Raw genomic sequence first — 25,196 nt, 5'->3', positions numbered from 1 at the left:
GAGAGCGACAGATGAATAGGAAAAAGATATTCTTGTACCTCTCTCTCATTATCATCAGTATTGTCCTCGTGGGAGTTTATCTCTTCATAGATCCCGAAAGCTCAAGGTTCTTTCCCAAATGCCCTTTTCTTTGGGCATCGGGGTATTCTTGTCCCGGATGCGGTAGTCAAAGAGTGGTGCATGATCTGCTTAACGGAGATATAGTAGGAGCTTTCCGGCACAATGCACTCTTGACACTCTCCATTCCGTTGCTGTTGCTACTGCTTATTGCAGAGATACAACACAAAAGATGGCCCAGGCTCTATGGTATGTTGAATAGCAGTAAGTTCATCTTTGCTCTCATTCTCATAGTGATCCTTTGGTGGATAGGACGAAATATTTTTAATATCTGACAACGACATCTATATGAAGCTTCTTAGGAAGCGACACATTTACAAAAAAGGGGGGAGAGAACTATCAGATTCTCTCCCCCTTTTTCCGTCCATTGGGGAGTGCACTTTTATATAAAAACAGAAGCACCAACCCTCTGCTTTTTTCATTGCCGACAAAAATCTTCTTTTCATCTAGGAGGTCCGATAGAGCGATAAACAACTATCTGTCAAAACAATATAAAAATCTCGAATTTGCGAACTTTTTTGAATCCGGTAAACGTATTAAATGAAATCAGTAAACGTGTTCATTGAAAAATTAAACACGTTAAGCCGACAAAATATGCTCGTTTAGCGTTTTGGCTTAACGGGTTTCGGAAATTGTGTTAATAAAAAAGCCCCGATTTAACAATTCGGTCGTGCTCTGAAAACGCCCCCTTCAACCAAAATAGAGAGACCGAAAAAAGTGAGCATTTTTCGGGATGGAATATATAAAAATCGAGTCAGGAAAATCCCTCTAAATTCTCTTCCAAAGATCTTATAAGACTATTTTATTTTTCTCTCTCTTTTTCAAAAAACGCACTGACGGGATCTAAATCTCTCTATCCTTTTTTGGTCTTAAATCCGAATGCGGGAAAAACTCAATATTTACCTCTAAACACTGTTTCTCGTGTACCATCGTAACAATATTTAGAGTACCTTTGCGAGTAGTGAGGATCTCTTCAGATGACGACACAATGCGTCTTAGTCCACAGACCCCAAAGAAGTAAAGACAGAGAGTAAGCGGCTGTATCTTTAGCTTACATCAACATTACATGAAAAATATAACGACAATGGCAACCGGAAACCTTAAAAAGAAGTGGGTCTTAATCCTACTCTTTTCCGCGATATGTCTTGCTAAGACATCGGCACAGGAGACAAAATCCGCCTCCGATACAGAAAATGCCACAAGCCCTAAAGTGGCTCTGACGTTGGAGAAGGCTCTTGAGATAGCGTTCGATAAAGGACCTATGGTAAAGATCTCCGAAATGGACATACTCAAGAGCAAGTATGACAGCAAATCCGTTTGGGCAACACTCCTTCCCAGAATAGATGCCTCCGGAGACTATGGCTATACCATCAAGAAGCAGGTGATGTATTTGGGAGGGAAGGGCAGTATGCCTTCTTTTCCCGGCATGCCGGATCTTTCCAAAGGGATAGAAGTGGGAAGGACACACAACATCAACGGCGGTGTTACGATAGGTATGCCTCTGATAGCGCCTCAACTCTGGAACAGCCTGAAGCTGAACAAGCAAATGGTGGAAAGCGCACTGCTGGAGTCCGAGCTATCGAAAGTATCTCTTACCAACAATGTAACGAAGGCTTTTTACGCTCTCATGCTTGCAGAAGAGAGTTTTAAGGTGATGGAACTGAGTTGGAACTACGCAAAGTCCACCTACGAAGACGCTTCAAAAAAGTATGAAGCCGGCATCATCCCGCTCTACGATAAGATACGAGCGGAGGTTCAGATGGGAAACATCGAGCCAAATCTCGTTAAATCCAGAAACGCTGTATCCTCTGCAAGGTATATGCTCAACATCCTCATGGGTGTGGATATAGAGACTCCCACAACCATCTCTCCGCTTGAAGAGGGATTTTTGGAACGTGAAATGGCAATGGAAGCAGAGGAGATGAAGAAAGGTGTACTCTCCATGATCTCCAACAATATAGATCTTAAGAAAACAGACCAACAGATAAAGATGCTAAAAACACAGGAAAGCCTGGTAAAGTCTGCATATCTACCCTCTCTTTCTCTTGGGGGATATTACAGGGTAAGTGCTATGGACGATACCTTTGTTCTCAAAGATTACCAATGGACTCCATCTTCTGCCGTTTCGCTTTCTCTTAAAATACCGATCTTCAGCGGTGGAGAGCGGTTGATGAAACTCAAAAAAGCAAAACTGACAACGGATCAGGCGATGCTTAGAAGAGAGCTTCAGAAAAACAATCTGCTTTCTGAAGCGATCACCCTAAACCAAAAGCTCGAAGGTGTATTCTCCAATATGCAGAGTGCTCGCAATACTGTAACGATGGCAGAAAAGGGGTATCAGATAGCCAAAAAGAGATACGAGACCGGAGCATCCACTTTGGTAGAGCTGAACGATGCCGAACTTGCTCTGCTGCAAGCTCGTCTAAACTATCAGCAGATCATCTACGAGTTCTTCTCCCTAAGTGCAGACAAGAAGAAGATGAACGGATACTACTTCCGAACAAGAGATATAGAACAGTAATAAATTAAGCAATGATATACGTAATCGCTATGAAAAAGACAGCCATGTACGGGCTTCTGCTCTTCAACATACTATTCCTTGCCTCTTGTGGAGGTAAGAAAGCAGAAGACTCCAACCGGAATGAGAACGAAACAAGAAAGGTAAGCGTTGGAGAGGTACTACCTGATACAGTTCGCGTTACAGAGGCATTCACCGCCAATCTTGAAGCGTATGTTACCAATAAGATAGCTCCTCAAATTCCGAACAGAATATCCAAAATCCTTGTGGAAGTAGGACAAAATGTATCCCAAGGACAGCTTTTGGTCACTCTTGATGAGGCTAACATGACCCAACAGAGGCTTCAACTCGAAAACATGGAGGCAGACTTCAAACGTATAGATGAGCTTTACGCTGTCGGAGGTATCTCCAAAGCGCAATGGGAGGCCAAGAAAACAGCTCTATCTGTCACTCGTACGGCGTTCAAAAATCTCTCTCAAAATACAATGCTTACGAGTCCCGTTACCGGTGTTGTTACACAAAGAAACTATGACAATGGAGACATGTTTGCACAGATACCTATTTTGGTCATCGAACAGATCTCTCCGCTCAAGATGCGAATCAATGTGAGTGAAAAACATTTCTCGGACATACGAAAAGGCATCAAAGTCTCTCTAGAAACCGATGTCTATCCGGGAGAAGAGTTTGGAGGAGTGGTTGCCCTTACATATCCTACGATAGATCCGAAGAGTAGAACATTCGAGACAGAAATCGAAATCAAAAACGCGAACCGGAAACTTCGTCCGGGGATGTACGCCAAAGCGACATTGGACTTCGGTACCAAGCCTGTGCTTTTAGTTTCAGACAAGGCAGTAAATACACTTGCCGGTACCAACAAAAAGTACGTGTTTGTCGTAGAAAACGGCACAGCTATCCAGAGGAATGTCCGGCTGGGAAATCTGTATGGCAACCAATATGAGGTGTTGGAAGGCTTACAGAATGGAGACAAAGTAGTAACAGCAGGTGCTACTAATCTTAAAGATGGTGATAAAGTAGAGTATTAACTCCTCCCCTAAAAATATAGTCTTATGAGTTTATACAGTAGTGCGGTAAAGAGACCTGTTACTACGGCTCTCGTCTTCGTAGCAATAGCTATACTGGGTCTCTTTTCTCTTACAAATCTCTCCATAGACCTCTATCCCAAGATAGAGATCAAGAATGTGATGGTAGTAGCATCCTATCCGGGTGCAGGAGGAGAAGATATAGAAAATAACGTAGCCCGACCTCTCGAAAACTCCCTAAACAGTATCTCGCAACTCAAACACATCAAGTCTTCTTCAAAAGACAATTTTGTGGTAATCACCATGGAGTTTGAAGAAGATGCCGATCTGGATGCCGCTTCCAATGATATACGGGATAAGCTCGATGCGGTAAAGGGTATTCTACCAAAAGAGGTATCCAGTCCGCTGATATTTAAGTTCAGTTCGGACGATATTCCCGTCATGCTCATTTCCGTACAAGCGGAACAGAGTGCAATAGGTCTTAATAAGATCATAGAAGATAAGGTAACAAACAGACTTGCAAGAATAAATGGTATAGGATCTGTCAACTTTGCCGGTGCAAGTCCACGAGAAATACAGGTTTACTGTGATCCATACAAGTTGGAGGCTTACAATATCCCGATCTCGACAATAGCCCAAGCGATTGCTGCAGCGAACAAGAATGTTCCTATCGGAAGCATAGATATCGGTAGCAAAACCAACTCCATACGCGTACAGGGAGAGCTCTCCTCTTCTGATGATCTCAGGAATATCGTTATCGGTAGCTTCCAAGGGAAAAATGTTTATCTCTATGATGTTGCCAAAGTAGACGATAGCATCAAAGAGAAGTATCAGCAATCCTATGCCAACGGAATAAGCGGAGGTATCGTGATGCTCTATAAACAGAGTGGGGCGAACTCGGTATCCGTATCCAACAAAATCAAAGAGGAGCTCCCCGATATACAAGCCTCTCTTCCGAGTGATGTGAATCTCCAGGTTGTAATGGATACTTCGACCAATATTACGAATACGATCAACAGTTTGATGGAGACTATCATCATCACGTTCCTTGTGGTTATATTGGTTGTACTATTCTTCCTTGGACGTTGGAGAGCCACGTTCATTATTATTCTTACTATTCCTATTTCTCTTGTTGCAAGCTTTATATATCTGTATGCGACGGGCAATACGCTGAATATTGTTTCGATGAGTGCCCTCTCCATAGCTATTGGTATGGTTGTGGACGATGCCATAGTGGTTTTGGAAAATATTACCACCCATATCGAAAAAGGAAGTTTTCCAAAACAGGCATCCATATTTGCGACAAATGAAGTAGCAATATCCGTTGTCGCTTCAACACTGACCATGTTGGCTGTATTCCTGCCCCTTACTCTTGTACAGGGTATGACGGGGATTATGTTTCGCCAGTTAGGATTTATTGTCAGTATCGTTCTTATCGTCTCCACAGTAGCGGCACTCACCCTGACACCCATGATGAGTTCAAACCTTCTACGACGTACTCCAAGAGACAGTAAGGCATATACCAAAATATTCAGTGCCATCAACAGATTCTTAGATAAGATTTCTGCCATATATGCAAAAACGATTGGATACACCGTTCGTCATCGTACACTGACCATTGTAGTATCTTCTCTCGTATTCCTTGGATCTGTCATGATGATTCCTTTACTAAAAACAGAGTTTTTCCCGGAAGCAGACCAAGGACTTGTTACAGCTACTATTCAGTTTGCTCCTGCTACAAATCCAGAGACAGTGAAAGAGTTTACATCAAAATATACAAGCTCTCTAAGGGAAAGATTTAAGGATGATATAAAAATCATCAACTACAATGTCGGTGCACCTGAAGACGATAATGCAAGATCCGCTATGTTCTCTGCCGGAGGAAGCGGAGCCAATTTATGGTTTACAATGACCCCGTATGAGAGCAGAAAGTTATCCAGTTTGGAACTTACGGAGATCATACGTAAAGAACTCTCTCTGTTCCCTGAGATTGTAGAGTCGCAGGTAACCAATGGTATGGGTAACAGCTTCGGAGGAAACGGTGTAGACCTTGAAGTATATGGTTATGACTTCTTGAACACATCTTATTTGGCTAAAACTTTTGCAGAAAAGATGAGAGCAACCGGTGTTGCAAGCCAGGTTACCATATCGAGAAAAGCAGATGTGCCGGAATACAGACTGATTTTCGATGATGAAAAGCTGGCGATGTACGGACTCACCAAAACTACTGCCGCCACTCAGGTTAGAAGTGCAGTGAATGGTATTGTTGCTTCGTACTTCAGGCAAGATGGCGATGAGTACGATATACGAGTGAGATACTCTCCCGAATTTAGAAAGGAACTTAGGTCCATCATGGAGATTATGATCATGACTCCAATGGGTACAGGTATCCGGGTACAAGATTTGGGACGAGTGGAAGAAGTGTCCATGCCGCCATCCATTGAGAGAAAAGACCGGGAGAGATACGTCAGCGTAAGCTGTATGCCTGCCAAAGGATATGCACTGAGCGATCTTGTGGAGACATCGAACCGTATCATGAAAGAGATTGGGGACGTTGAAGGCACCTCATGGAAACTCGCGGGAGCTTTTGAAAATCAGCAAAAGTCTTTCCAGGATCTCTTCTTACTCATGGCGCTCATCATTATTCTGGTTTACATCGTAATGGCTGCACAGTTTGAAAGTCTCATGGATCCGTTTGTCATTATGTTCTCTGTACCATTCGGGTTTACGGGGGTAATATTAGGTCTATATCTCACCAACACTCCTCTCGGAATCATGGCACTCATCGGGGCAATAATGCTCATCGGTATCGTTGTAAAGAATGGTATCGTTCTCATAGACTATACCCGTCTCTGCCGGGAAAGGGGTATGGGTCTCATCCGAAGCGTTATTACAGCCGGAGAGTCCCGTCTTCGTCCGGTACTTATGACTACGGCAACCACAGTGTTAGGTATGATTCCTTTGGCGATAGGTATAGGCGAAGGATCCGAAATGTGGCAGTCCATGGGTATGACAGTGGCAACCGGATTGGCTTTCTCTACTTTGGTTACACTTGTTCTTATTCCTACGATTTACACCATAGTGGGTGGCTATAAGATTAAACGCCAACGCAGAAAAGAGCTTAAGGGTAGAAAAGAATCTCGAATCATAAAAACAGGACAAGCATGAAAGCCGTATTCATATCTTTCAATCAAGCCTACTTTGAATTCATAAAGGATATTTTGGACAAGCTTCATCTGAAAGGATTTACCTATTGGGAGGAAGTCAGAGGAGAGGGATCCCGTACTGGAGAGCCTCATATGGGAACTCATGCGTGGCCGACTCTGAATGGAGCACTGCTTGTCATGGTTAGCGAAACCAAAGTATCTCCTCTGCTTGATGCTCTGCACGCATTAGACAAGAGAGCGGAACAGCAGGGACTGAGAGCTTTTGTGTGGAATATAGAACAGACCATCTAAGCAGATCGAATGGATAAATACATTTACAACATCACTTTCCACGTCAGCAAGGCTGTGAGCAAAGAGGTCTTGGAATACATCAAGACTTCTCTCATCCCCATCTGGAACGGTTACTCTCATTGGGACACTCCTCGTCTCATGAGGGTACACACCCCACAAGAAGATGTAGAAGCCTTTGCCCTTCAGTACGAAGTAAAGAGCATAGACAGGCTGAGCGAGTTCAACGAACATACGGATAAAGCTCTGCTTCTCCTTTTGGATGCCTATCCTCAAAAAGTGATGCCTTTTTCTGTTTTGATGCAAGAGGAGGTCTGGGATGCCTGAAACGAACAAAGAAAAGATCATCATAGGGATAGATCCCGGAACGGTTGTAATGGGCTACGGCATTCTTTCCGTAAAAAGGAGGAAAGCATCCGTTGTCGCACTTGGAGTACTGATGCTGAGCAAATACGAAAACCAGTATGTGCGTCTCCAAAAGATCTATGAAGGCGTCCTATCGCTCATAGATCGTTACCGCCCCGATGAGCTTTCCATTGAAGCGCCATTCTACGGACAGAATGTTCAGAGTATGTTAAAGCTGGGGAGAGCACAGGGTGTTGCCATTGCTGCATGTATGTCCAAGTCCATTCCGGTGCATGAATACGCTCCTTTACAGATAAAAAGAGCGATCACCGGGAATGGCTCTGCATCCAAAGAGCAGGTGGCAAAGCTCCTCCAAAGCATGCTAAACATTTCGGACGAACAGATGCTGCCTCAGCTCGATGCAACGGACGGATTAGCAGCTGCATACTGCCATTTTCTGAAGCTCTCCAATCCTCTCATGATGACTAAAGGCAGTTCCGACTGGAAAAGCTATATCAAAAACAATCCCGACAAAGTAAGAGGAACATAAGAAACAGACACAAATGACATCACAATACGACGTTATAATTATAGGCGCCGGCATCACAGGACTATCCGCAGGGAATAGTTTGGTAAATGCCGGCGTTTCCTTTGCCATACTGGAGAAGGAAGAACGAGTAGGGGGACAGATAGAAACCCTCTCCCAAAACGGATTCACCTTCGAGACAGGCCCTAATACAGGAGCAATAGCCACGCCCGAAGTGGCAGAGCTATTTGAAGATCTTATCGGAGAAGTAGATTTAGAGGTCGCCCATACCGGTGTTGCCAACAACCGTTGGATATGGAAAAAAGACAGGTTCCACCCCCTCCCCTCAGGACCTGTATCCGGTTTGCTCACTCCCCTCTTCTCGTTCAAAGATAAGCTTAGAATCTTAGGAGAACCTTTCCGAGCCGCAGGAAACAATCCCGATGAAACGCTTGCCTCCTTGGCAGAAAGAAGACTGGGAAAATCGTTTGTACAGTATGCCGTAGAGCCATTTGTGGGTGGCGTATATGCGGGAGATGCCAAGACCCTCATCGTGAGGCACGCATTTCCCAAGTTATATAGGCTCGATGCCGAGCACGGAGGGTTCATCCGAGGCTCTATCAAGAAGATGCGCACGCCCAAAAGTGAAAGAGAGAAGAAAGCCACAAGAGAAGTATTTTCTGCCTTAGGCGGATTTCAGAACCTCATATCCGCACTGGAGAGCAAGCTCAACAGAAACGGAGAGATACAGACGGGAGTGGACATTCTGAATATAGCATTCGACAACACGCAAAAGATATGGAGCGTGGAGATTCGGGAGAGAGCATCGGGCATGGAGAAAACGCTCCGGTCAAAATCCATCCTCTCCACTGTACCGGCATATACCCTCCCCTCTCTTATGCCTTGGCTTTCGGATCCTCTCAAGAATGCCTTGCAAAATCTGGTCTATGCTCCTGTGATAGAGGTCTCTGTCGGGTTTGACCACTTCCCCGGACATATCAACACAAAAGCATTTGGCGGACTCATCCCTCCCGTTGAAAACAGAAAGATTTTGGGCATACTCTTTCCCTCATCCACCTTTACAGGACGCACACCGCATCCGGATAGTGCTCTTTTTACTATCTTTATGGGTGGAGTGCGCTTTGGAGAGCAGCTTCTGTCCCAGAGCAACGAGGAGATCACAGAGACTGCTCTCGGTGAGCTTTACTGTATGCTTGGCATACCATCTTCGCTAAAGCCCTCTCTCCTCTACGTGTCGAAGCATCCCAAAGCCATTCCACAGTACACGCTCCACATGAATAACCTTCTCCCTTTGGTGAAGGAAGCAGAAGAAAACTTTCCGGGACTACTGTTGGCAGGAGGACTCCGAGATGGTATAGGTTTAGCAAACAGAATTACGCAAGGAAGAAGTATTGGAAACCGCTTAGGCGCGCAATACTCTAAAACAAAACAGACTCATGAGTAAAGATAGATCTAAAGTGGTGGCTATTGCCGATGTAGATACCGAACAGCAAGCCGTCCTGATGCAACAGCAGCTCGAAATGGCAGGCATCCGCTGTATGCTGAGCAACCTTCTGAGCACCACCATACTTGGCAAAAATCAAGGCAATGCCGTTATATCCGTTATGGTTCTGGAAGAAGATGTAGAACAAGCAAGAGAAGTGCTCATCGAGAGTGGTTATGGACACGAGCTCTATCCCGTCGGAGGGGTTACTCTTGAGCATCTCTCTCCCGAACAGAAGAGAAGCAGAGTAAAGAATGCCCTGTTTTACATCCTCATTGCTCTCATCGGGGTGGTGTTGTATTGGATCTATGTCCTTACAGAAAAGCCTTAAGCCGAACAGCCGCTTGCACCAAAATGAGACCCAAACGGAAGAAACTCAAACCTCTACACATAGCTATTGCCATCGCACTATGGGTTGCGATGGTGGGCTATATCCTTATGTATACAAAGAGGATAGATGGTCCTATCGTATTGACGATATTGATGAGCGGAGCATTTATAGGGGTGGCTATCTACAACAACTCGAAGAAGAAATCCCCCTAAAGAGACCGTTTTCCAACCGATAATATAAAGCTAAAAAAGGTCAATCACCTCTGTTCATATTCTGATATGGGCAGAGGTGATTTTCAATACAAAATCAGAGGATTTTTTCTATAAATGGAGCGGCTTCAGTCGGGATGTTTTATATAAAAACGGAGCTGTGAATTTTCCCCTTTCAGGTGGCTCTTGCGCTTCTCTATTTTTGATAACCGGATCAGTTCACCACCTTAATCACATAGTTTTCAATCTATTAGTGAAAATCTCAAATTCGGAAAAAATTTTTTCTTCGTCCATTTGATGGGCTGTTTTCGAGTTAATTGGTGTAAAATTTAACGCCCATCTCTGTGAATAAATCCTAATGCGATTTTCTGCTCAAAAACGGCAAAAAAGAGAAGAAAACAGATAAAACACTAATTATCAACACTATAAGTAAAAATTCTAAACACGTTAATCGAATCCGGTAAACGTATTAAATGAAATCGGTAAACGTGTTCATTGAAAAATTAAACACGTTAAGCTGAAACAATATGCTCGTTTAGCGTTTTCGCTTAATAGCTATCGGAATTTCTGTTAATAAAACAGCCCGAATTTAACAATTCGGTCGTGCTCCGGAAACGACCCCTCCGATCAAAATAGAGAGCGAGAAAAAAGTGAGCATTTTTCGGGATGGAATATATAAAAATACCCTTTTCAAAAGGTTTTACAATAAGACCTATTTTTAAGCTTTCATAATGATTTAATGTTCTATTCCCGAGCAGAAATCATACCGAAAATGTGAATGATTATCACTATATTTGTGCGTTAAAGCCCTCAGATATTCAGAATGGGCTATCACGTAACAGAGAATATAAGAACAGACAATATTGCAATGGAAACAAATACGGTAGACGTACGTGCTCTGACAGAGCTTATAGAGAGAGAATCTTCATTTATCCAAGCCCTCAATAACGGGATGGGCAGAGTGATTGTAGGGCAACGCCACTTGAGAGAAAGCCTCCTGATAGGTCTGCTTGCAGATGGACACATTCTGCTGGAAGGTGTTCCCGGTCTGGCTAAAACGTTAGCCATAAAGACCCTCGCTTCTCTAATGAATGCAGATTACAGCCGTATTCAGTTCACCCCCGACCTTCTTCCTGCCGATGTTATCGGTACTCAGATATACAGCCAACGCAATGAGCAGTTCAGCGTAAAAAAGGGTCCGATATTCGCCAACCTTGTCCTTGCGGATGAGATCAACCGTGCTCCGGCAAAAGTTCAGAGTGCACTTCTGGAAGCGATGCAGGAAAAGCAGGTTACGATAGGCGAAGAGACATTCAAGCTACCCTCTCCATTCCTCGTGATGGCAACGCAAAACCCGATAGACCAAGAGGGTACTTACACTCTCCCGGAAGCGCAGAGCGACCGTTTTATGCTCAAGGTTACCGTAGGCTATCCGGACAAAGAGGAAGAAAAAGAGATTATCAAAAGCCAGATGTTGGCGGAACAAGAGAGCATCTCGCCGGTAGTATCCATTTCGGATATTGCCCATGCAAGAGATATTGTACACCAAGTCTATATGGACGAAAAGATTCGTCAGTACATCGTAGATATTGTACACGCCACCCGCTTCCCTGCTCAAGCAGGCATCAACACCCTTTCCAACATGATAGCCAACGGAGCGTCTCCTCGTGCCAGCATCAATATGGCGTTGGCTTCCCGTGCTTATGCCTTCATCAAGAGGAGAGGATTTGTCATTCCGGAAGATGTACGTGCAGTGTGTCATGATGTTCTTCGCCACCGTATAGCGCTCTCTTACGAAGCGGAAGCGAACAACCTCAAGACAGAAGAGGTGATCAACGAAATATTGGACAAGGTTCAAGTCCCTTAACCTCGCCGCTCTATCGGTTAGATTCCCATAGAAAACCAGAGATATGTCCGAACATATTCAATTGGAAGATCTCTTACGCCGTATCCGTCGCATAGAGATAAAGACAAAAAGACTATCCAGCAACATCTTTGCGGGAGAGTATCATACCGCCTTCAAAGGACGCGGTATGGTCTTTAGCGAAGTACGAGAATACAGAGAAGGAGACGAGATAAGGGATATAGACTGGAACGTTACAGCCAGATACTCCAGACCGTTTGTCAAAGTGTTTGAAGAGGAGAGAGAGCTGACTCTGATGCTGATGGTGGATGTCTCCAACAGCGGACTCTTCGGAACCCATGGCAGAACAAAACGGGAGCTGATAGCCGAAGTGGCAGCAACATTGGCGTTCTCCTCCATACAAAACAATGATAAAGTGGGCGTGCTGTTCTTTTCGGACAGGATAGAGAAGTTTATCCCTCCCGGAAAAGGACGGAAACATGTCCTCCATATACTTAGTGAGATACTGACACTAAAGCCGGAAGGCAAAGGGACAAACATAGAGCACGCACTCTCTTACATCCGAAACATGATGAAGAAGCAGTGCTCCGTCTTTTTGCTGTCTGACCTCATAGATGAAAATCCTTACGAAACAGCCCTCTCTCTTATAGCAAGAAAACATGACTTGCGAGTGATCAGGGTATATGACCGACACGAGGCGGATCTGCCCGACGTGGGTCTGGTTCGGGTGGAAGATGCGGAGACCGGAAAGATGAGAACGATAGACACATCCAACCGAAAGACCCGCGAAAGCTTTGCACGCAGATGGAAAGAGCAGACCATCGGTATAGAGACGATGCTCAACAAGTATGACATCGGACATGTAACCATGCTCACGGATGCGGATTATGTTCCGGGACTGCTACAACTGTTTGCCAAAAGATAACATAAGGTGATACGATGAACGTTTGCAAGACAAATCATACTTTTAGATCCTGTACGAGACCTCTGCTTGCACTTCTTGTACTGCTTCTCTTCTCCGTAAAAGCAGTAGCCCAAGAGCCTCTCCGTGGTACGGATAGCCGTGTGAGGGTGGTTACGAGTATAGATCCTGCCTCCATTTTAGTTGGAGAGCAGAGTGTGCTGACCATCAAAGTATATACACCCAAGGGTGCCAAAGTCAATATCAATCTGCCCGAAAATGCGCTTTTGAATGGTGTTGAGGTACTCTCTGCCCCTGTTCTGAAAGACTCCTCAATGATCAGCGATGATATTGCAGAACGAATTTACACTGTTCCCGTTACGGCTTTTGACTCTGCCACTTACGAGGTAAAGCCTGTGGATGTGTTGGTGGACAACCAAGTCTATTCGCAAGAAGAGGCTCCCCTGCTTCAGGCTACAAACATTCCGGTAGATGTCAGCAAGCCGGATCAGTTCTTTGGCATAAAAGAGAATTGGAAAGTTCCTTTCGTGTGGAAAGACTATCTCTGGATTCTCTATCTGCTTGCAAGCTCTCTTCTATTCATTGCCGCAGTGGTTCTTCTGGTAATATACATTGCTCGAAAAAGAAAGACGGCAGTAGCTCTTCCTCCTGATATCCCCGTTACAGACCCTTATACAGAAGCGAAATCCACACTGGAAGAGCTGAGAAAAGCGGAGCTGTGGAGACAAGGTAGCGTAAAAGAGCACTACACGATACTCTCCGACACCATCAGACGCTACCTTGAAAGGACATTGGGACTATCCACAATGGATAAGACTTCTGCGGAGATCGTAGAGCAGATGTCCCTTCGCAAAGAGGTAAAGCACGAACATGTGGGAGAGCTTAGAGCATTGCTTTCCGAAGCAGATCTCGTGAAGTTTGCAAAGTATAAACCGAGCGAGTCCGAAAATATAGGATCTGTCAATGCCTCCAATAAGTTTATAGACGATCTACATGAGGAGCATAAGGCTTATATTGAAGAGCTAGCTCGTGCAGAGAAAGAAGATATGTCCAAAACAGAAAACAGATCTGAGTCATGACCTTTGCACATCCTCTATACTTCATACTCCTGTTGGCTGTTCCGGCTCTCGTGGCTCTCTATATCTACAGAGAGCGTGTAAGACCCGCGACATTTACCCTCTCTTCTTTGCGTAATCTGAAGAAGATAAAGCCTGGACTAAGGGTATCTCTCCGCCATCTGCCGATGATCTGCCTGATGTTGGCTTATACCTCCGGTGTGATAGCACTGGCAAGACCCCGATTGTTCAACTCCAGCACGACCAGTAGTACCGAAGGGATCCATATCATGATGGCTATGGACATCTCTACAAGTATGTTGGCGGAAGACTTGCAACCCAACAGGTTTGAAGCGGCAAAAGAAGTAGCCGCATACTTTATCAATAACAGACCCAATGATAATATCGGTCTGGTGGCTTTTGCTGCCGAAAGTTATGTGCAGTGTCCCATGACTACGGATCATGCCACCCTGCTGAATCTGCTCAATGCTCTTGAAATGGGTATCATTGATGACGGTACTGCGATAGGAGATGGACTGGCAACGGCAGTGGGAAGGCTGAAAGACTTGGATGTGGAATCCAAAGTGGTGATCATGCTAACGGATGGCGCCAACAACAGGGGGGCTTTATCGCCAAGGACTGCAACGGAAATGGCAGAAGCTCTTGGGGTAAGAGTCTATACGATAGGCGTGGGCAGCAAAGGCACTGCTCCCTATCCGGTTCAGACAATGTTCGGTCTCCAATACCAAAATATTGAGGTAGATATAGATGAACCGGCACTTCGACACATTGCAGAAAACACCGGAGGAAAATACTTTAGAGCCACCGACAACGAGGAGCTTAAGGGTATATATGATGAGATAGATAAGCTGGAAAAAGTCAAAATCAAGGTCGACACCATAAAAGTACAGCGAGAGCTGTTTATGCCTTTCGTATTGGGTGCTTTGTTCTTCCTCGTATTTGCTCTACTGGGACGTATAACCATCTTTAGAGTAGTACCATAAACCATTTTAGAGATATGAGATTTTTACATCCCGAAATATTGTGGCTGCTTGTTCCGATAATAGTATTGGGACTCTTCTCTCTCTATCGCATCGTTACTCTGAGAAAGAATATCAAACGGTTTGGAGAGTATGAGTTGGTTCGTCGACTAATGCCGGATCTTTCTCTCAGAAGGCGAATGAACAAAGACTTTATGCTTCTTTCGGTGGCAACGCTCCTTGTTCTTGCAGCTGCTCGTCCTCAAATGGGAACCAAAGAAGAGACTATAGAAAAACGAGGCATAGAGGTAATGATCTGTTTGGACCTCTCCAACTCCATGCTCTCACAAGATGTTGCTCCGTCAAGACTCTCTATTGCAAAAAATATTGTTTCCAGATTAACGGATAAGTTGACTGAAGACAAGCTCGGACTAATCTTCTTTACCTCTTCGGCTTATGTTCAGCTTCCTATTACAAATGATATAGTCTCCGGGAAGATGTTCTTGGAACACGCATCTCCGGAAATCATGCCGGATCAGGGAACAGACATAGCCAATGCTCTAAGACTTGCTTCTCGAAGTTTCTCTACATCCGAAGATGAGAAGATCGGACGCACGGTAATAGTAATCTCCGATGTGGAAGACCATTCGCAAAAAGCGGTAGACATGGCAAAAGAATTGGCTCAGAAAGGGATTGCAGTCAATATCATTGGAGTAGGATCCGATAACGGTGGTCCTATTTCAATTCCGGGAGAAGGATATGTACAGGACGCAGAAGGGCAGATGGTAATAAGCAAGGTTAATGACGAACTGGGAAAAGAACTGGCATCAGCAGGGAATGGTCTTTATGTTCGTGCGACAAATGTATCCGGAGCGGTGTCTGTCTTGACAAAGGCTCTGGAAAAGATGCAAAAGGCAGACTTTAAGCAGACAATATACTCTACTTACGATGAAAAGTTTGCATGGTTTCTTCTTCCGGCTCTTCTTCTCCTAATCGTGGAGTCTATCTATCTAAACCGTAAGAACAGATGGATAAAAAGAGTGAATCTCTTCGATTCCTCAAAAAATAAGCCTGAGAAATGAAAAAGATAATACTATACATATGTGCATCGACAATATTGGCATTAGGCTTCTCTAATATGGCTTTTGCTCAAAAAAAAGTGAGACAAGAGGTTAGAAAAGGGAATAAAGCCTACCAAAAAAAGAGCTATAACGATGCAGAAATAGCTTATCGAAAAGCTCTCTCTATAGCTCCTACCGACTCCACTGCCATGTACAATCTGGCTGCTACCCTACTCCAAACAGAAAGAGGAGAGGAAGCTTTCGATCTGTATAAAAGGTTAACGGAAGTGGTAAAAAGAGGCAACAGTTCTGCCGATGTACACCACAATATAGGTGTAATGCTCATGGCGCAGAAAAAGTATGCAGAAGCAATAGAGCTTTACAAGGAAAGTCTAAGGGCAAGACCGACAGACAATGACACACGATACAATCTCATCCTAGCACAAAAGCTCTTGCAACAAGAGAATAAGGGCGGAGGAGAAAATCAGGATAAGAATCAGGAACAACAGGATAAGAAAGAGCAAAATCAGAATAAGGAGAAACCCAATGAGGATCAGCAGGAGAACGACAAGAAAGATCGCGCTCAAGAAAAACCCTCAGAGGCTCAGGAGAAGATGTCTAAAGATAATGCCGAAAAAATCCTGAAAGCTTTCCTTGAAGATGAGAAGAAAACTCAAGAGAAGGTAAACAAAGCTCAAAGTCAGCACGCAAACAGAAAGCGAGCAGATAAAAACTGGTAAGCATTTGACTCATGAACAGATATTATACCCGAATGCTACAATGGGGTCTTACCATTGTTCTTTTATTGACAATAACCATAGCTGTATCACAGAATGGAACTTCCGGTAAAAGCCTAAAGCTTTCCGTTGATGTCGAGTCCGCACCACGTGTTGGAGAGCCATTCAAAGTCTCTTTTACGATTGATGCAAAAGCAAGAGGAATAAAGTTGGGAAGCTTAGATCCTTCCTTGAAAATCATATTAGGTCCATCCATTGCATCGGGAGAAAGACAGATTATATCCAATGGGAAAAGAGAGTCTTCCTCTTTCTCTTCGTTCTCATACATGATTATGGCAGAAAAAGAAGGGACATTTAAGATCCCGGCAGCCTCTGTCAAGGTCGGTTCTGCTACTTACAGCTCAGCGGTTCAAACATTCAAAGTCTTTCCGGCAGATACTAAAAAAGGTTCGGAAACAACAGCTGCAAACGGATCGACAAAGCATATAGACTTGAATAAGGGAGTATTTTTCAAGCTTATCTTATCCAAGACAACCATGTATGAACAAGAGGGTTTTCTTGCCTCTTTTAAGATATACTCTCTGTACGATTTCAGCTTTAACGATGTTAAATTTCCGGAGTTTGATGGTTTTCTATCCCAATCCATCGAAAACTCCGGACAGATTCAGCTTACTCCCGAACAGTATAACGGACGTCTTTATCTGACCGGAATCATAAAACAGTTCTTCCTAACTCCTCAAAGATCAGGAGAACTTATTATTCCGGTTGGGAAATTTGACTTGACCGTATCTGTTCCCGTCCAAAGAGCTCAAGATGATATAGATGCAATATTCGGGAATTATCTGGGATCTTATCAGAATATCGAGAAAACTTTCAGTTCTCAAGCAACACGTATAAAAGTGAAACCTCTTCCGACACCCGCTCCGGACGGATTCAATGGAGCCATAGGACAGTTCAGCATGGACACTTCCGCTCCTCTGTCTGTAATTAAATCGGGAGAAAGTTATAAGGTTGTCGTAAAAGTTTCTGGGAAAGGCAACCTGAAGTTGATGGATATACCCAAACCTGTATTCCCTACAGACTTTGAAGTGTATGATCCTCAGGAAAATCAGGATATCACTATCTCCGAATCGGGAGCTTCGGGACAGAGAGAAGTCTCATACTTTGCCGTTCCTCGCTCTCAAGGCGATTATACCATACCGGCAATACGTTTGGTTTACTTCGATCCGGCTCAAGGTCAGTACAAGACAATCTCCTCCAAGCCTTTCAAGCTTCATGTTGATAAAGGGGATGGTACTCAGGTAGCATCTGTATCCAATTTTACACAGAACGAAGATGCTTCAGTACTCAGCACAGATATCCATTATATCAAAAAGCTACCTTCCAAAGCCCACGTATTACCCTCGCGAAACAGGGCGGGTTACATCCTCTCCTATATAGCCATATCCCTATTGACGATAGCGATATTCTTTATCCTCCGATCAAAGAACAACGAAAAGACAGATAATGTGGCTTATCGCAGTAAAAGAGCAGGCAGTGTCGCAAGAAAATGGCTAAAGCAAGCAGAAGAAAGTCTAAAGAGAGGAGATTCCGACGAATATTATGAGACACTGCTTAGAGGTATGGTAGATTACCTTGGAAGCAAGCTAAATATCCCCATGTCCACATGGAGCAAAGAGACTGCGGAGGAGAAACTTTTAAGTTTTGGAGCATCAAAGGAGCTCCAACAAGAGACTGTCAGCCTGCTTTCTCAGCTTGAGTTCAGTCGCTATGCACAAGATCAGTCTATCTCCCAACGGGAAGAGCTGTACAGACAGTGCGTTTCACTTATCGGACAAATCGAAGAAATAAAAAAGAGATGAAGCATACCTATATACTCCATGTTCGTTCAATGCTGCTCATGATCCTGCTCTGTCTTCCGACGTTAGGAGCAAAGGCGCAGCAAGAAATGCTTATTGATGAAGCGAATACCGCATATTCACAGACCGACTTTGAGAAAGCGATAGAGATTTATACCCAAATCATCGAATCCGAAGCAACGCCTACCGCAGAGTTGTATTACAATCTTGGTTGTGCTTATTTCAAGAGCGGAGATATTGGGAGAGCTATTCTGAACTTTGAGCGAACGCTAAGACTAAAACCCGGAGATAAGGATGCTCTACACAATCTCAAGATTGCTCAAAGCCGCACATTGGACAAAATCGTGGACACGGAAACTCCTTTTGTGTACAAGATCCTTGACAGTATAGCTCTCTCGGCACAGATCTCCACGTGGATGATACTGGCTCTTCTCTTCTTTTTGGGAGTCTGCATCTTGGGGATCCTCTTCTTTTTCAAGAATGGTTTGCCTCTGCAAAAGAGACTGTTCTTTTACGGAGCAATTCTCTCCCTGGCTCTCACTCTTGTTTTTAACCTTCTTGCATGGCGAGCATCGGTGGTAATCTACGATGAAACCAAAGCCATCATCACGACAGAAGTGGTTACTCTCAAAAGTTCACCGGACAATGCTTCGGAAAATCTATCCATCATTCACAACGGGATAAAAGTTACCTGGCTTCAAGAGCTTAACGGCTACACGGAAGTTTCGCTTCCGGATGGAACAAGAGGCTGGCTGAAAAGCTCGGATATAGAACAGATATTACCTTCCAACCTTATACAAAGCAACTAAACACCCGGCTACGATGATAGAACAATTGGTTCCATTAGAACAGGATCTCTTTCTTTGGTTAAACAGTCTGCATACTCCATATTTGGATGGAGTGATGTACATGATATCCGATAAATTTCCATGGATCTTTATTGGTGCCATCTATCTTTTCCTTGTGTGTTACAAGCAAAACTACAAAGAGGTACTGCTGCTCATTCTGGCACTCTCCCTGCTTATTCTCATAGGAGATCAACTCTCTTCACATATTATTAAGCCTTGGGTGGGACGTCTTCGCCCCTCTCATCATCCGCTGACGGCAGACCTGGTACACACTGTACTCGACTATCGAGGCGGTAGATATGGTTTTATCTCCGGGCATAGCACCAACTTTCTATCCTTTGCCTGCTTTACCGCACTGCTTTGGCGCAACCGTTTTTACAGCATCATAGCCATTCTTACCGGGCTTACCGTTGCCTATTCAAGGATCTATCTCGGCGTACACTTTATTACGGATGTCATTCCGGGCATAGCAGCCGGTGTTGCCATCGCATTTCTCGTTTATGCCATATACATCTTCCTGAGAAAACGAGTAATGAAGCTCTCCTCCCAAGAGGCAAAGATCCCCTACATTCAGCCGTCCGGCATGACCAAAGTATTCGGATATATGTTGCTGTTATTCTACATCGGGCTTTGGACAGTCTCTCCCATATTATTTCCCCTTTACTATTAGTATCATGCCATGAAACCTTATCTCAATCTGCTACAAGAGGTACTTGATACCGGAACTCGAAAAGAAGACAGAACCGGAACCGGCACTATCAGTTCCTTTGGACATCAGATGAAGTTTGATCTGAAAGAGGGATTTCCCCTTGTTACCACAAAGAAGCTGCACCTCAAGTCTATCATACACGAGCTGCTTTGGTTTATCAAAGGAGACACCAATGTAAAATATCTGCAAGACAATGATGTTCGCATCTGGAATGAGTGGGCTGATAAAAATGGAGATCTCGGACCAATTTATGGCAAACAGTGGCGCAAATGGAGAGATTATAATGGTGGAGAGATAGACCAACTTGCAGAAGCCGTACGAGATATTAAAGAGAATCCTCAAAGCAGACGCATCATCGTATCATCCTGGAATGTTTCCGATCTTCCCGATATGAAGTTGCCCCCCTGCCATGCCTTCTTCCAGTTTTACGTTTCCGGTAACGAACTGAGCTTGCAGCTCTATCAGCGGAGTGCAGATCTGTTCTTGGGCGTTCCTTTCAACATCGCCTCCTATGCGCTTCTTCTCTGTATGGTCGCACAGGTTACAGGGCTGACACCTCGCTACTTCGTACACACATTGGGAGATGCACACATCTATCTGAACCATTTGGAGCAGGTAAAGCTTCAGCTCTCCAGAGATCCTTATCCTCTTCCTACCCTTCGTCTCAATCCGGAAATAAAAGAGTTGGATCGGTTTACTTTTGAAGACATATCAATAGAACACTATATCTCACATCCCACAATAAAAGGAGACGTTGCAGTATGAAGAATGACCCCCCCCCTCTCGTATCGATGATTGTAGCCATGGGGCTGAACAGAGAGATAGGACAACAAGGAGATATGCCTTGGGGACGCTCTCTCCGTGCCGACCTTGCCTTCTTCAAGCAGACAACGTTAGGGCATCCTATCATCATGGGACGAAAAACTTTTGAAAGTTTGCCCAATGGAGCATTACCCGGAAGAAGGAATATCATACTCACTCGCTCCAAAGATTATACAGCTCCATCTTGTGAGATAGTACACTCGATAGAAGAAGCAATATCTGTTTGCAAGGACGAAAAGGAGCTGTTCTTCATCGGAGGTGCAGACATATTCAAGCAAGCTTTTCCTCTGACCGATACGCTGTACATCACAGAAGTGGATGCCACTTTCGACCAAGCAGATACTTTTATGCCCCCTCTATCGGACGAATGGACGGAAGTATCTGCTGTTCATCATCCGAAAGACGATAAAAATCACTACAATATCACGTTCCGTAAATTCTTACGCAAGCAATAACTACACAACAGACTCATTACCCAAAATGGCACAACACACTACAAGACATTGGTGGAAGTCTATCATCTCTTTCCTGATGGTTCTTTTCACCATGCCACTCGGTCATGCTCTCATGGCCATAATGGAGCACCTGCTTGTTCCACCGTATCTGCACTATGCCTCTTTCTCTTTAGGTTTTGTCGGGCTTCTTATGGTAATCTTTGGAGTATTCGCAACCGGAGATACAAGACAAACTTTGTGGGGCTTCTTTGGAGGACTGCTCTTCTGGACCGGATGGGTAGAGTTCATATTCGTTTACTATGCCCAACGCTTTGGCGTACAAGCCGAGATCGTGGATGGAGAGGTGGTTACCAGACCCGAATACCTCATTCTTCCTGCCACTTTTGGGCTATGGGCTATGTTCATGGTGCTTTACCTGTTCAGCGTAAAGACGGGATGCAACTTCATCAATTGGTGGCAAAGGGTCCTTTTCAGAGGGAAGAAAAACGACATTGTTGTACGTCCGATGACCAGACATACCTCTATCGTAACCTTCATGGAGCTCAATATGATGCTCTGGTCATGCTATCTGCTGCTCATGTTCTGCTACGATGATCACTTTTTAGGAGAGTATCATCCCGTCACTTGGATCGTGTTTGCCGTATGTCTTATAGGCTCTCTATTCATGTTCAAAAAGCAGCTGAAGTTTGGATCCTGGGGTGCCAATATTCGCTTCTCGATAGCCACGGTCATCGTTTTTTGGACTGCCGTAGAAATTCTCGGACGGGTAGAGTTTTTCAAAGAATTTTGGACAGATCCACTCTCCCACCGCATGGAGATGATTCTTATCCTGCTACTCTTTGTTGGATTGGCGGTATATCTATGGATCAAGAGCGTAGCAAAAAAGAAAGAAACACTCCGGTCTCAAGAAGAGAGTAGCAGTTAGAACACTGCGCTCTCAATACCGAATCAAATAAGAAATGGTCTCGTCCCGATAACTATTGTAATGTTATCGGGACGAGGCTTTTCTATAAAATGATGTTTAGAGGGTTAAAGCACATTCGGCTTCCATATTCTTGGACTTCACAGGTTTGGGATAAAACAAAAAACAGACAGGCGCATGGCTACCGATTTTTTGTGAGAATACTTTTTCCGAACCCTTATAAAAACTCCTCCGAACCCTTTCATATCTTTTCCTGAACAGATTAAGAAAAGGAGCGCAAGGCTTGATGATCACAAATCAAGAGTTGATTTGTACAAGTCGAACCATGAAAACCGGTGGTCGAGTCGTGCTTTGTACTCTTGAATAGCTTTACGCTCTTTTCTTAATACGTTCAAATATTTTTCTGAACGGCTTTATTTTGAAAACTTTCCTCTTTTAAGACGAAAAGAGATCAAACAGACGCAACAAAAACAGCCAATTACCGGATCATTCAGATTCCGATAATTGGCTGTTGAGATTATACAAACGAAGCCGTTATGGCTTCCTATAAGCTGATATTAAGGAGTTACCTCTGCTTACTGCTCACCATACCAAGAGGCATACATCTGATAGTTTGCAGCGATCTTCTTATTCATTTCGGTGGCTTGCTCTATTGCCACCTCTTTGATAAACTTAGCCGGCGAACCTGCATATAATGCTCCGGGAGGGATCTGAGTGCCACTAAGTACCACGCTGCCTGCGGCAACAATTGCTCCAGATCCGACCACGGCATGATCCATAACGATGGCTCCCATTCCGATAAGGGCACCCTCTTCGATGGTTGCTCCGTGAATGATTGCATTATGACCTATGGAGACGTTGTCTTTTATTATGCTCACAGATTTCTGGTAGAGCGTATGCACCACCGCGCCATCCTGGATATTGACATTGTTGCCTATTCTGATACTGTTTACATCACCGCGTAAAACAGTCCCGAACCATATACTGCATCCCTCTCCCATCTCTACATCTCCCACAACCACCGCATTGGTGGCAAGAAAACAACTCTCCGGAATCTTAGGGGTAAAGCCTCTGACGGTCTGTACTATTGCCATACTCTTCTATGTTTTACTCAAGCAGAGAGCGGAGCAGTCTTGGCTTTTAGCCATGCCGACTCTTCTGCGGTCAGTGAAGGACTAACCTCTGCATAAACCTGTGATTGGTAATCGTTGTACCACTTGATCTCTTCGGGAGTCATAAGAGAGACATCTACCAGATTGTTGTCCAAGTAGCACATTGTTAGCGTATCGAACGCGTAGAATGAGCCAAACTCGGTCTCTTTGTATGGAACACAGAGGATAAGGTTCTCTATACGTATTCCGTACTCTCCTGCAATGTAGAGTCCCGGCTCGTTGCTGGTGAAGCAGCCAAGCTCAAGAAGGGCAGGATTTTCGTCCATACGGATATTTTGAGGACCTTCATGAACGTTGAGGAAGTGTCCCACGCCGTGTCCTGTTCCGTGTCCATAGTTTTGACACACATCCCATAGAGCTTTACGCGCCAAGATGTCCAGCTGCGAACCTCTTGTTCCTTGAGGGAAGATAGCTCTTGCAATAGCGATGTGCCCTTTCAGTACACGGGTATAGTCTGCTTTCTGACGAGCCGTAGGGTTGCCGTCCAAAGAGACTGTTCGGGTAATATCCGTAGTTCCGTCACGATACTGACCGCCGGAGTCCAGCAGCAAGATACCTTTCTTCTCTACTCTCTTACAGCTATCTTTCTGTGCGCTGTAATGCACAATGGCTCCATTGCCGTTATATCCGCAAATGGTGGAGAAGCTATCGCTCACATAAAGATCTCCCTGCGCTCTGAACTCTGCCAGCTTAACTCCAATTTCATATTCCGAAGGCGTTTCCCCTGCATTCAACACTTTTTCCAGCCAGATAAAGAAACGAGTGAGAGCTACCCCGTCTCGCTGCATCGCCTTACGGTATCCTTCCACTTCCACTGCGTTTTTGATCGCTTTCAGACGAGTGATGGCAGAGGTCTTTATCACTCTTGGTGTGTGCGCCGGGATGGATTTGAACAAAGCGTAATTCGTTCTTGCATTATCGAGCAGTACCACCTCTTCTGCCGTAAGACCGGCAACATCCTTGTAGATGTCATTGTATGTACGCACCATTACACCGGCTTCGGATAGAGAGGCTTGCAGTTCGGCAGGTATCTTACCCTCCATTGTATAGATGTATGCAGCCTTTGGTGTAACAAGACCATAAGCTATACCCACCGGGTTGTAAAGCACATCCGTACCTCTTACATTGAAAAGCCAGGCAATCTCATCAAGCATGGTGATAATGCAAGAGTTGGCTCCGTCTGCAAGAAGAGTCTTTCTAAGCAGAGAAAGTTTATCTGCAACAGACATTCCCGCATACTTTAGAGGCTGCTCGTAGAAAGGAAACATCGGGAGAGTGGCAGGCTCTTCGTGCAAAGGTGCTATAAGATCTTTGTCCCACACAACCTCTATACCGTAAGGAGCAAGGGCATTTTGCGTACCCAATGCTTCTGCTGCCGACATGGATTTTCCGAAAAATCCCACTCTGCGGATAGTGGCTTTATGATCTCTGATATATTCAGGAATGGTTGGCGTAGCAGGCATTCCCATCTTGTAAAGCTCAATGGTGGTTCCTTTCAACTGCTCCGAGCCTTGCAAAAAGTAACGAGAGTCTGTCCACAATCCTGCATGATCTGCGGTAACCATCACTGTTCCGGCAGAACCGTTAAAGGAAGAGATCCACTCTCTATCCTTCCAACATTGTGGGGGATATTCGCTCAAGTGATGATCCGAACTCGGAATGATATAAGCATCTATTCCTTCCTTTTTCATGCTTTCTCTTAAACGAGAAAGTCTGTTTATAATGATTTGCTTGTCCATGTTTAT

At 44.5% G+C, this 25,196-nt stretch carries 24 protein-coding genes; 22 read left to right on the top strand and 2 right to left on the bottom strand.

The window, feature by feature from the left end; genetic code table 11:
- The first annotated feature begins 11 nt into the window (after positions 1-11).
- The 22 genes from JT26_RS03315 (at position 12) to JT26_RS03210 (ending at position 22,282) form a co-directional block, all read left to right on the top strand.
- Positions 12-392, top strand: a complete 381-nt coding sequence (locus tag JT26_RS03315; RefSeq protein WP_036846010.1) for a DUF2752 domain-containing protein — start codon at positions 12-14, stop codon at positions 390-392.
- A gap of 809 nt (positions 393-1,201) precedes the next feature.
- Entirely contained in the window at positions 1,202-2,638 is a 1,437-nt protein-coding gene (locus JT26_RS03310) for a TolC family protein (RefSeq protein ID WP_036846007.1), read from the top strand.
- A gap of 11 nt (positions 2,639-2,649) precedes the next feature.
- Positions 2,650-3,678, top strand: coding sequence for an efflux RND transporter periplasmic adaptor subunit (locus JT26_RS03305; RefSeq protein WP_081966364.1), 1,029 nt, complete (start codon positions 2,650-2,652; stop codon positions 3,676-3,678).
- A 24-nt stretch (positions 3,679-3,702) separates the two neighbouring features.
- On the top strand, positions 3,703-6,843 hold the full coding sequence (locus tag JT26_RS03300) for an efflux RND transporter permease subunit (protein WP_036845999.1): 3,141 nt from the start codon (positions 3,703-3,705) through the stop codon (positions 6,841-6,843).
- Positions 6,840-7,133, top strand: a complete 294-nt coding sequence (locus JT26_RS03295) for a PG0541 family transporter-associated protein (protein ID WP_036791929.1) — start codon at positions 6,840-6,842, stop codon at positions 7,131-7,133. The genes JT26_RS03300 and JT26_RS03295 overlap by 4 nt, the downstream gene beginning before the upstream one ends.
- A 9-nt stretch (positions 7,134-7,142) precedes the next feature.
- Entirely contained in the window at positions 7,143-7,457 is a 315-nt protein-coding gene (locus JT26_RS03290) for a DUF4286 family protein (RefSeq protein WP_036845993.1), read from the top strand.
- Positions 7,450-8,025 (top strand): crossover junction endodeoxyribonuclease RuvC, encoded by a 576-nt coding sequence (gene ruvC, locus JT26_RS03285; protein WP_036845988.1) that lies wholly within the window; start codon positions 7,450-7,452, stop codon positions 8,023-8,025. Before JT26_RS03290 ends, ruvC begins: the two co-directional genes overlap by 8 nt.
- A 13-nt stretch (positions 8,026-8,038) precedes the next feature.
- Entirely contained in the window at positions 8,039-9,466 is a 1,428-nt protein-coding gene (hemG, locus tag JT26_RS03280; protein ID WP_036845983.1) for a protoporphyrinogen oxidase, read from the top strand.
- Complete coding sequence (locus JT26_RS03275) at positions 9,459-9,836, top strand: putative signal transducing protein (RefSeq protein WP_036791917.1); 378 nt, start codon at positions 9,459-9,461, stop codon at positions 9,834-9,836. Before hemG ends, JT26_RS03275 begins: the two co-directional genes overlap by 8 nt.
- Positions 9,837-9,859: 23 nt before the next feature.
- Positions 9,860-10,048, top strand: a complete 189-nt coding sequence (locus JT26_RS03270) for a hypothetical protein (protein ID WP_036845977.1) — start codon at positions 9,860-9,862, stop codon at positions 10,046-10,048.
- Positions 10,049-10,913: 865 nt separating this feature from the next.
- Entirely contained in the window at positions 10,914-11,912 is a 999-nt protein-coding gene (locus tag JT26_RS03265) for a MoxR family ATPase (RefSeq protein ID WP_036846425.1), read from the top strand.
- A 55-nt stretch (positions 11,913-11,967) separates the two neighbouring features.
- Positions 11,968-12,834, top strand: a complete 867-nt coding sequence (locus JT26_RS03260) for a DUF58 domain-containing protein (protein WP_036846421.1) — start codon at positions 11,968-11,970, stop codon at positions 12,832-12,834.
- 14 nt (positions 12,835-12,848) lie between these two features.
- A complete protein-coding gene (locus JT26_RS03255; protein ID WP_036845972.1) occupies positions 12,849-13,910 on the top strand; it encodes a hypothetical protein in 1,062 nt (353 codons plus the stop codon).
- Complete coding sequence (locus tag JT26_RS03250) at positions 13,907-14,890, top strand: VWA domain-containing protein (protein WP_036845967.1); 984 nt, start codon at positions 13,907-13,909, stop codon at positions 14,888-14,890. The genes JT26_RS03255 and JT26_RS03250 overlap by 4 nt, the downstream gene beginning before the upstream one ends.
- 14 nt (positions 14,891-14,904) lie before the next feature.
- Positions 14,905-15,948: a VWA domain-containing protein gene (locus JT26_RS03245; RefSeq protein WP_036845950.1), complete on the top strand. Its 1,044-nt coding sequence runs from the start codon at positions 14,905-14,907 to the stop codon at positions 15,946-15,948.
- Entirely contained in the window at positions 15,945-16,667 is a 723-nt protein-coding gene (locus JT26_RS03240) for a tetratricopeptide repeat protein (protein ID WP_036845944.1), read from the top strand. The genes JT26_RS03245 and JT26_RS03240 overlap by 4 nt, the downstream gene beginning before the upstream one ends.
- A gap of 11 nt (positions 16,668-16,678) precedes the next feature.
- Positions 16,679-18,526: a BatD family protein gene (locus JT26_RS03235; RefSeq protein ID WP_081966363.1), complete on the top strand. Its 1,848-nt coding sequence runs from the start codon at positions 16,679-16,681 to the stop codon at positions 18,524-18,526.
- Positions 18,523-19,332: a tetratricopeptide repeat protein gene (locus JT26_RS03230; RefSeq protein WP_052103153.1), complete on the top strand. Its 810-nt coding sequence runs from the start codon at positions 18,523-18,525 to the stop codon at positions 19,330-19,332. The genes JT26_RS03235 and JT26_RS03230 overlap by 4 nt, the downstream gene beginning before the upstream one ends.
- A 13-nt stretch (positions 19,333-19,345) precedes the next feature.
- Positions 19,346-20,041 carry a phosphatase PAP2 family protein gene (locus JT26_RS03225; RefSeq protein ID WP_036791891.1) on the top strand — a complete coding sequence of 232 codons (696 nt, stop codon included), beginning with the start codon at positions 19,346-19,348 and terminating at the stop codon, positions 20,039-20,041.
- A 9-nt stretch (positions 20,042-20,050) separates the two neighbouring features.
- Positions 20,051-20,845 (top strand): thymidylate synthase, encoded by a 795-nt coding sequence (locus JT26_RS03220; RefSeq protein ID WP_036791888.1) that lies wholly within the window; start codon positions 20,051-20,053, stop codon positions 20,843-20,845.
- Positions 20,842-21,357, top strand: coding sequence for a dihydrofolate reductase (locus tag JT26_RS03215; protein WP_036845939.1), 516 nt, complete (start codon positions 20,842-20,844; stop codon positions 21,355-21,357). The genes JT26_RS03220 and JT26_RS03215 overlap by 4 nt, the downstream gene beginning before the upstream one ends.
- Before the next feature lie 25 nt (positions 21,358-21,382).
- Complete coding sequence (locus tag JT26_RS03210; RefSeq protein ID WP_036845936.1) at positions 21,383-22,282, top strand: hypothetical protein; 900 nt, start codon at positions 21,383-21,385, stop codon at positions 22,280-22,282.
- 572 nt (positions 22,283-22,854) lie between these two features.
- Here JT26_RS03210 and JT26_RS03205 read toward each other — a convergent pair.
- Positions 22,855-23,373: a gamma carbonic anhydrase family protein gene (locus JT26_RS03205; protein ID WP_036791880.1), complete on the bottom strand. Its 519-nt coding sequence runs from the start codon at positions 23,371-23,373 to the stop codon at positions 22,855-22,857.
- A gap of 17 nt (positions 23,374-23,390) precedes the next feature.
- On the bottom strand, positions 23,391-25,190 hold the full coding sequence (locus JT26_RS03200) for an aminopeptidase P family protein (RefSeq protein ID WP_036845933.1): 1,800 nt from the start codon (positions 25,188-25,190) through the stop codon (positions 23,391-23,393).
- Positions 25,191-25,196: the final 6 nt, after the last annotated feature.

Source organism: Porphyromonas sp. COT-108 OH1349 (assembly GCF_000768755.1).
GTDB lineage: Bacteria > Bacteroidota > Bacteroidia > Bacteroidales > Porphyromonadaceae > Porphyromonas_A > Porphyromonas_A canoris.
This window is presented reverse-complemented; position numbering and strand designations above follow the sequence as displayed.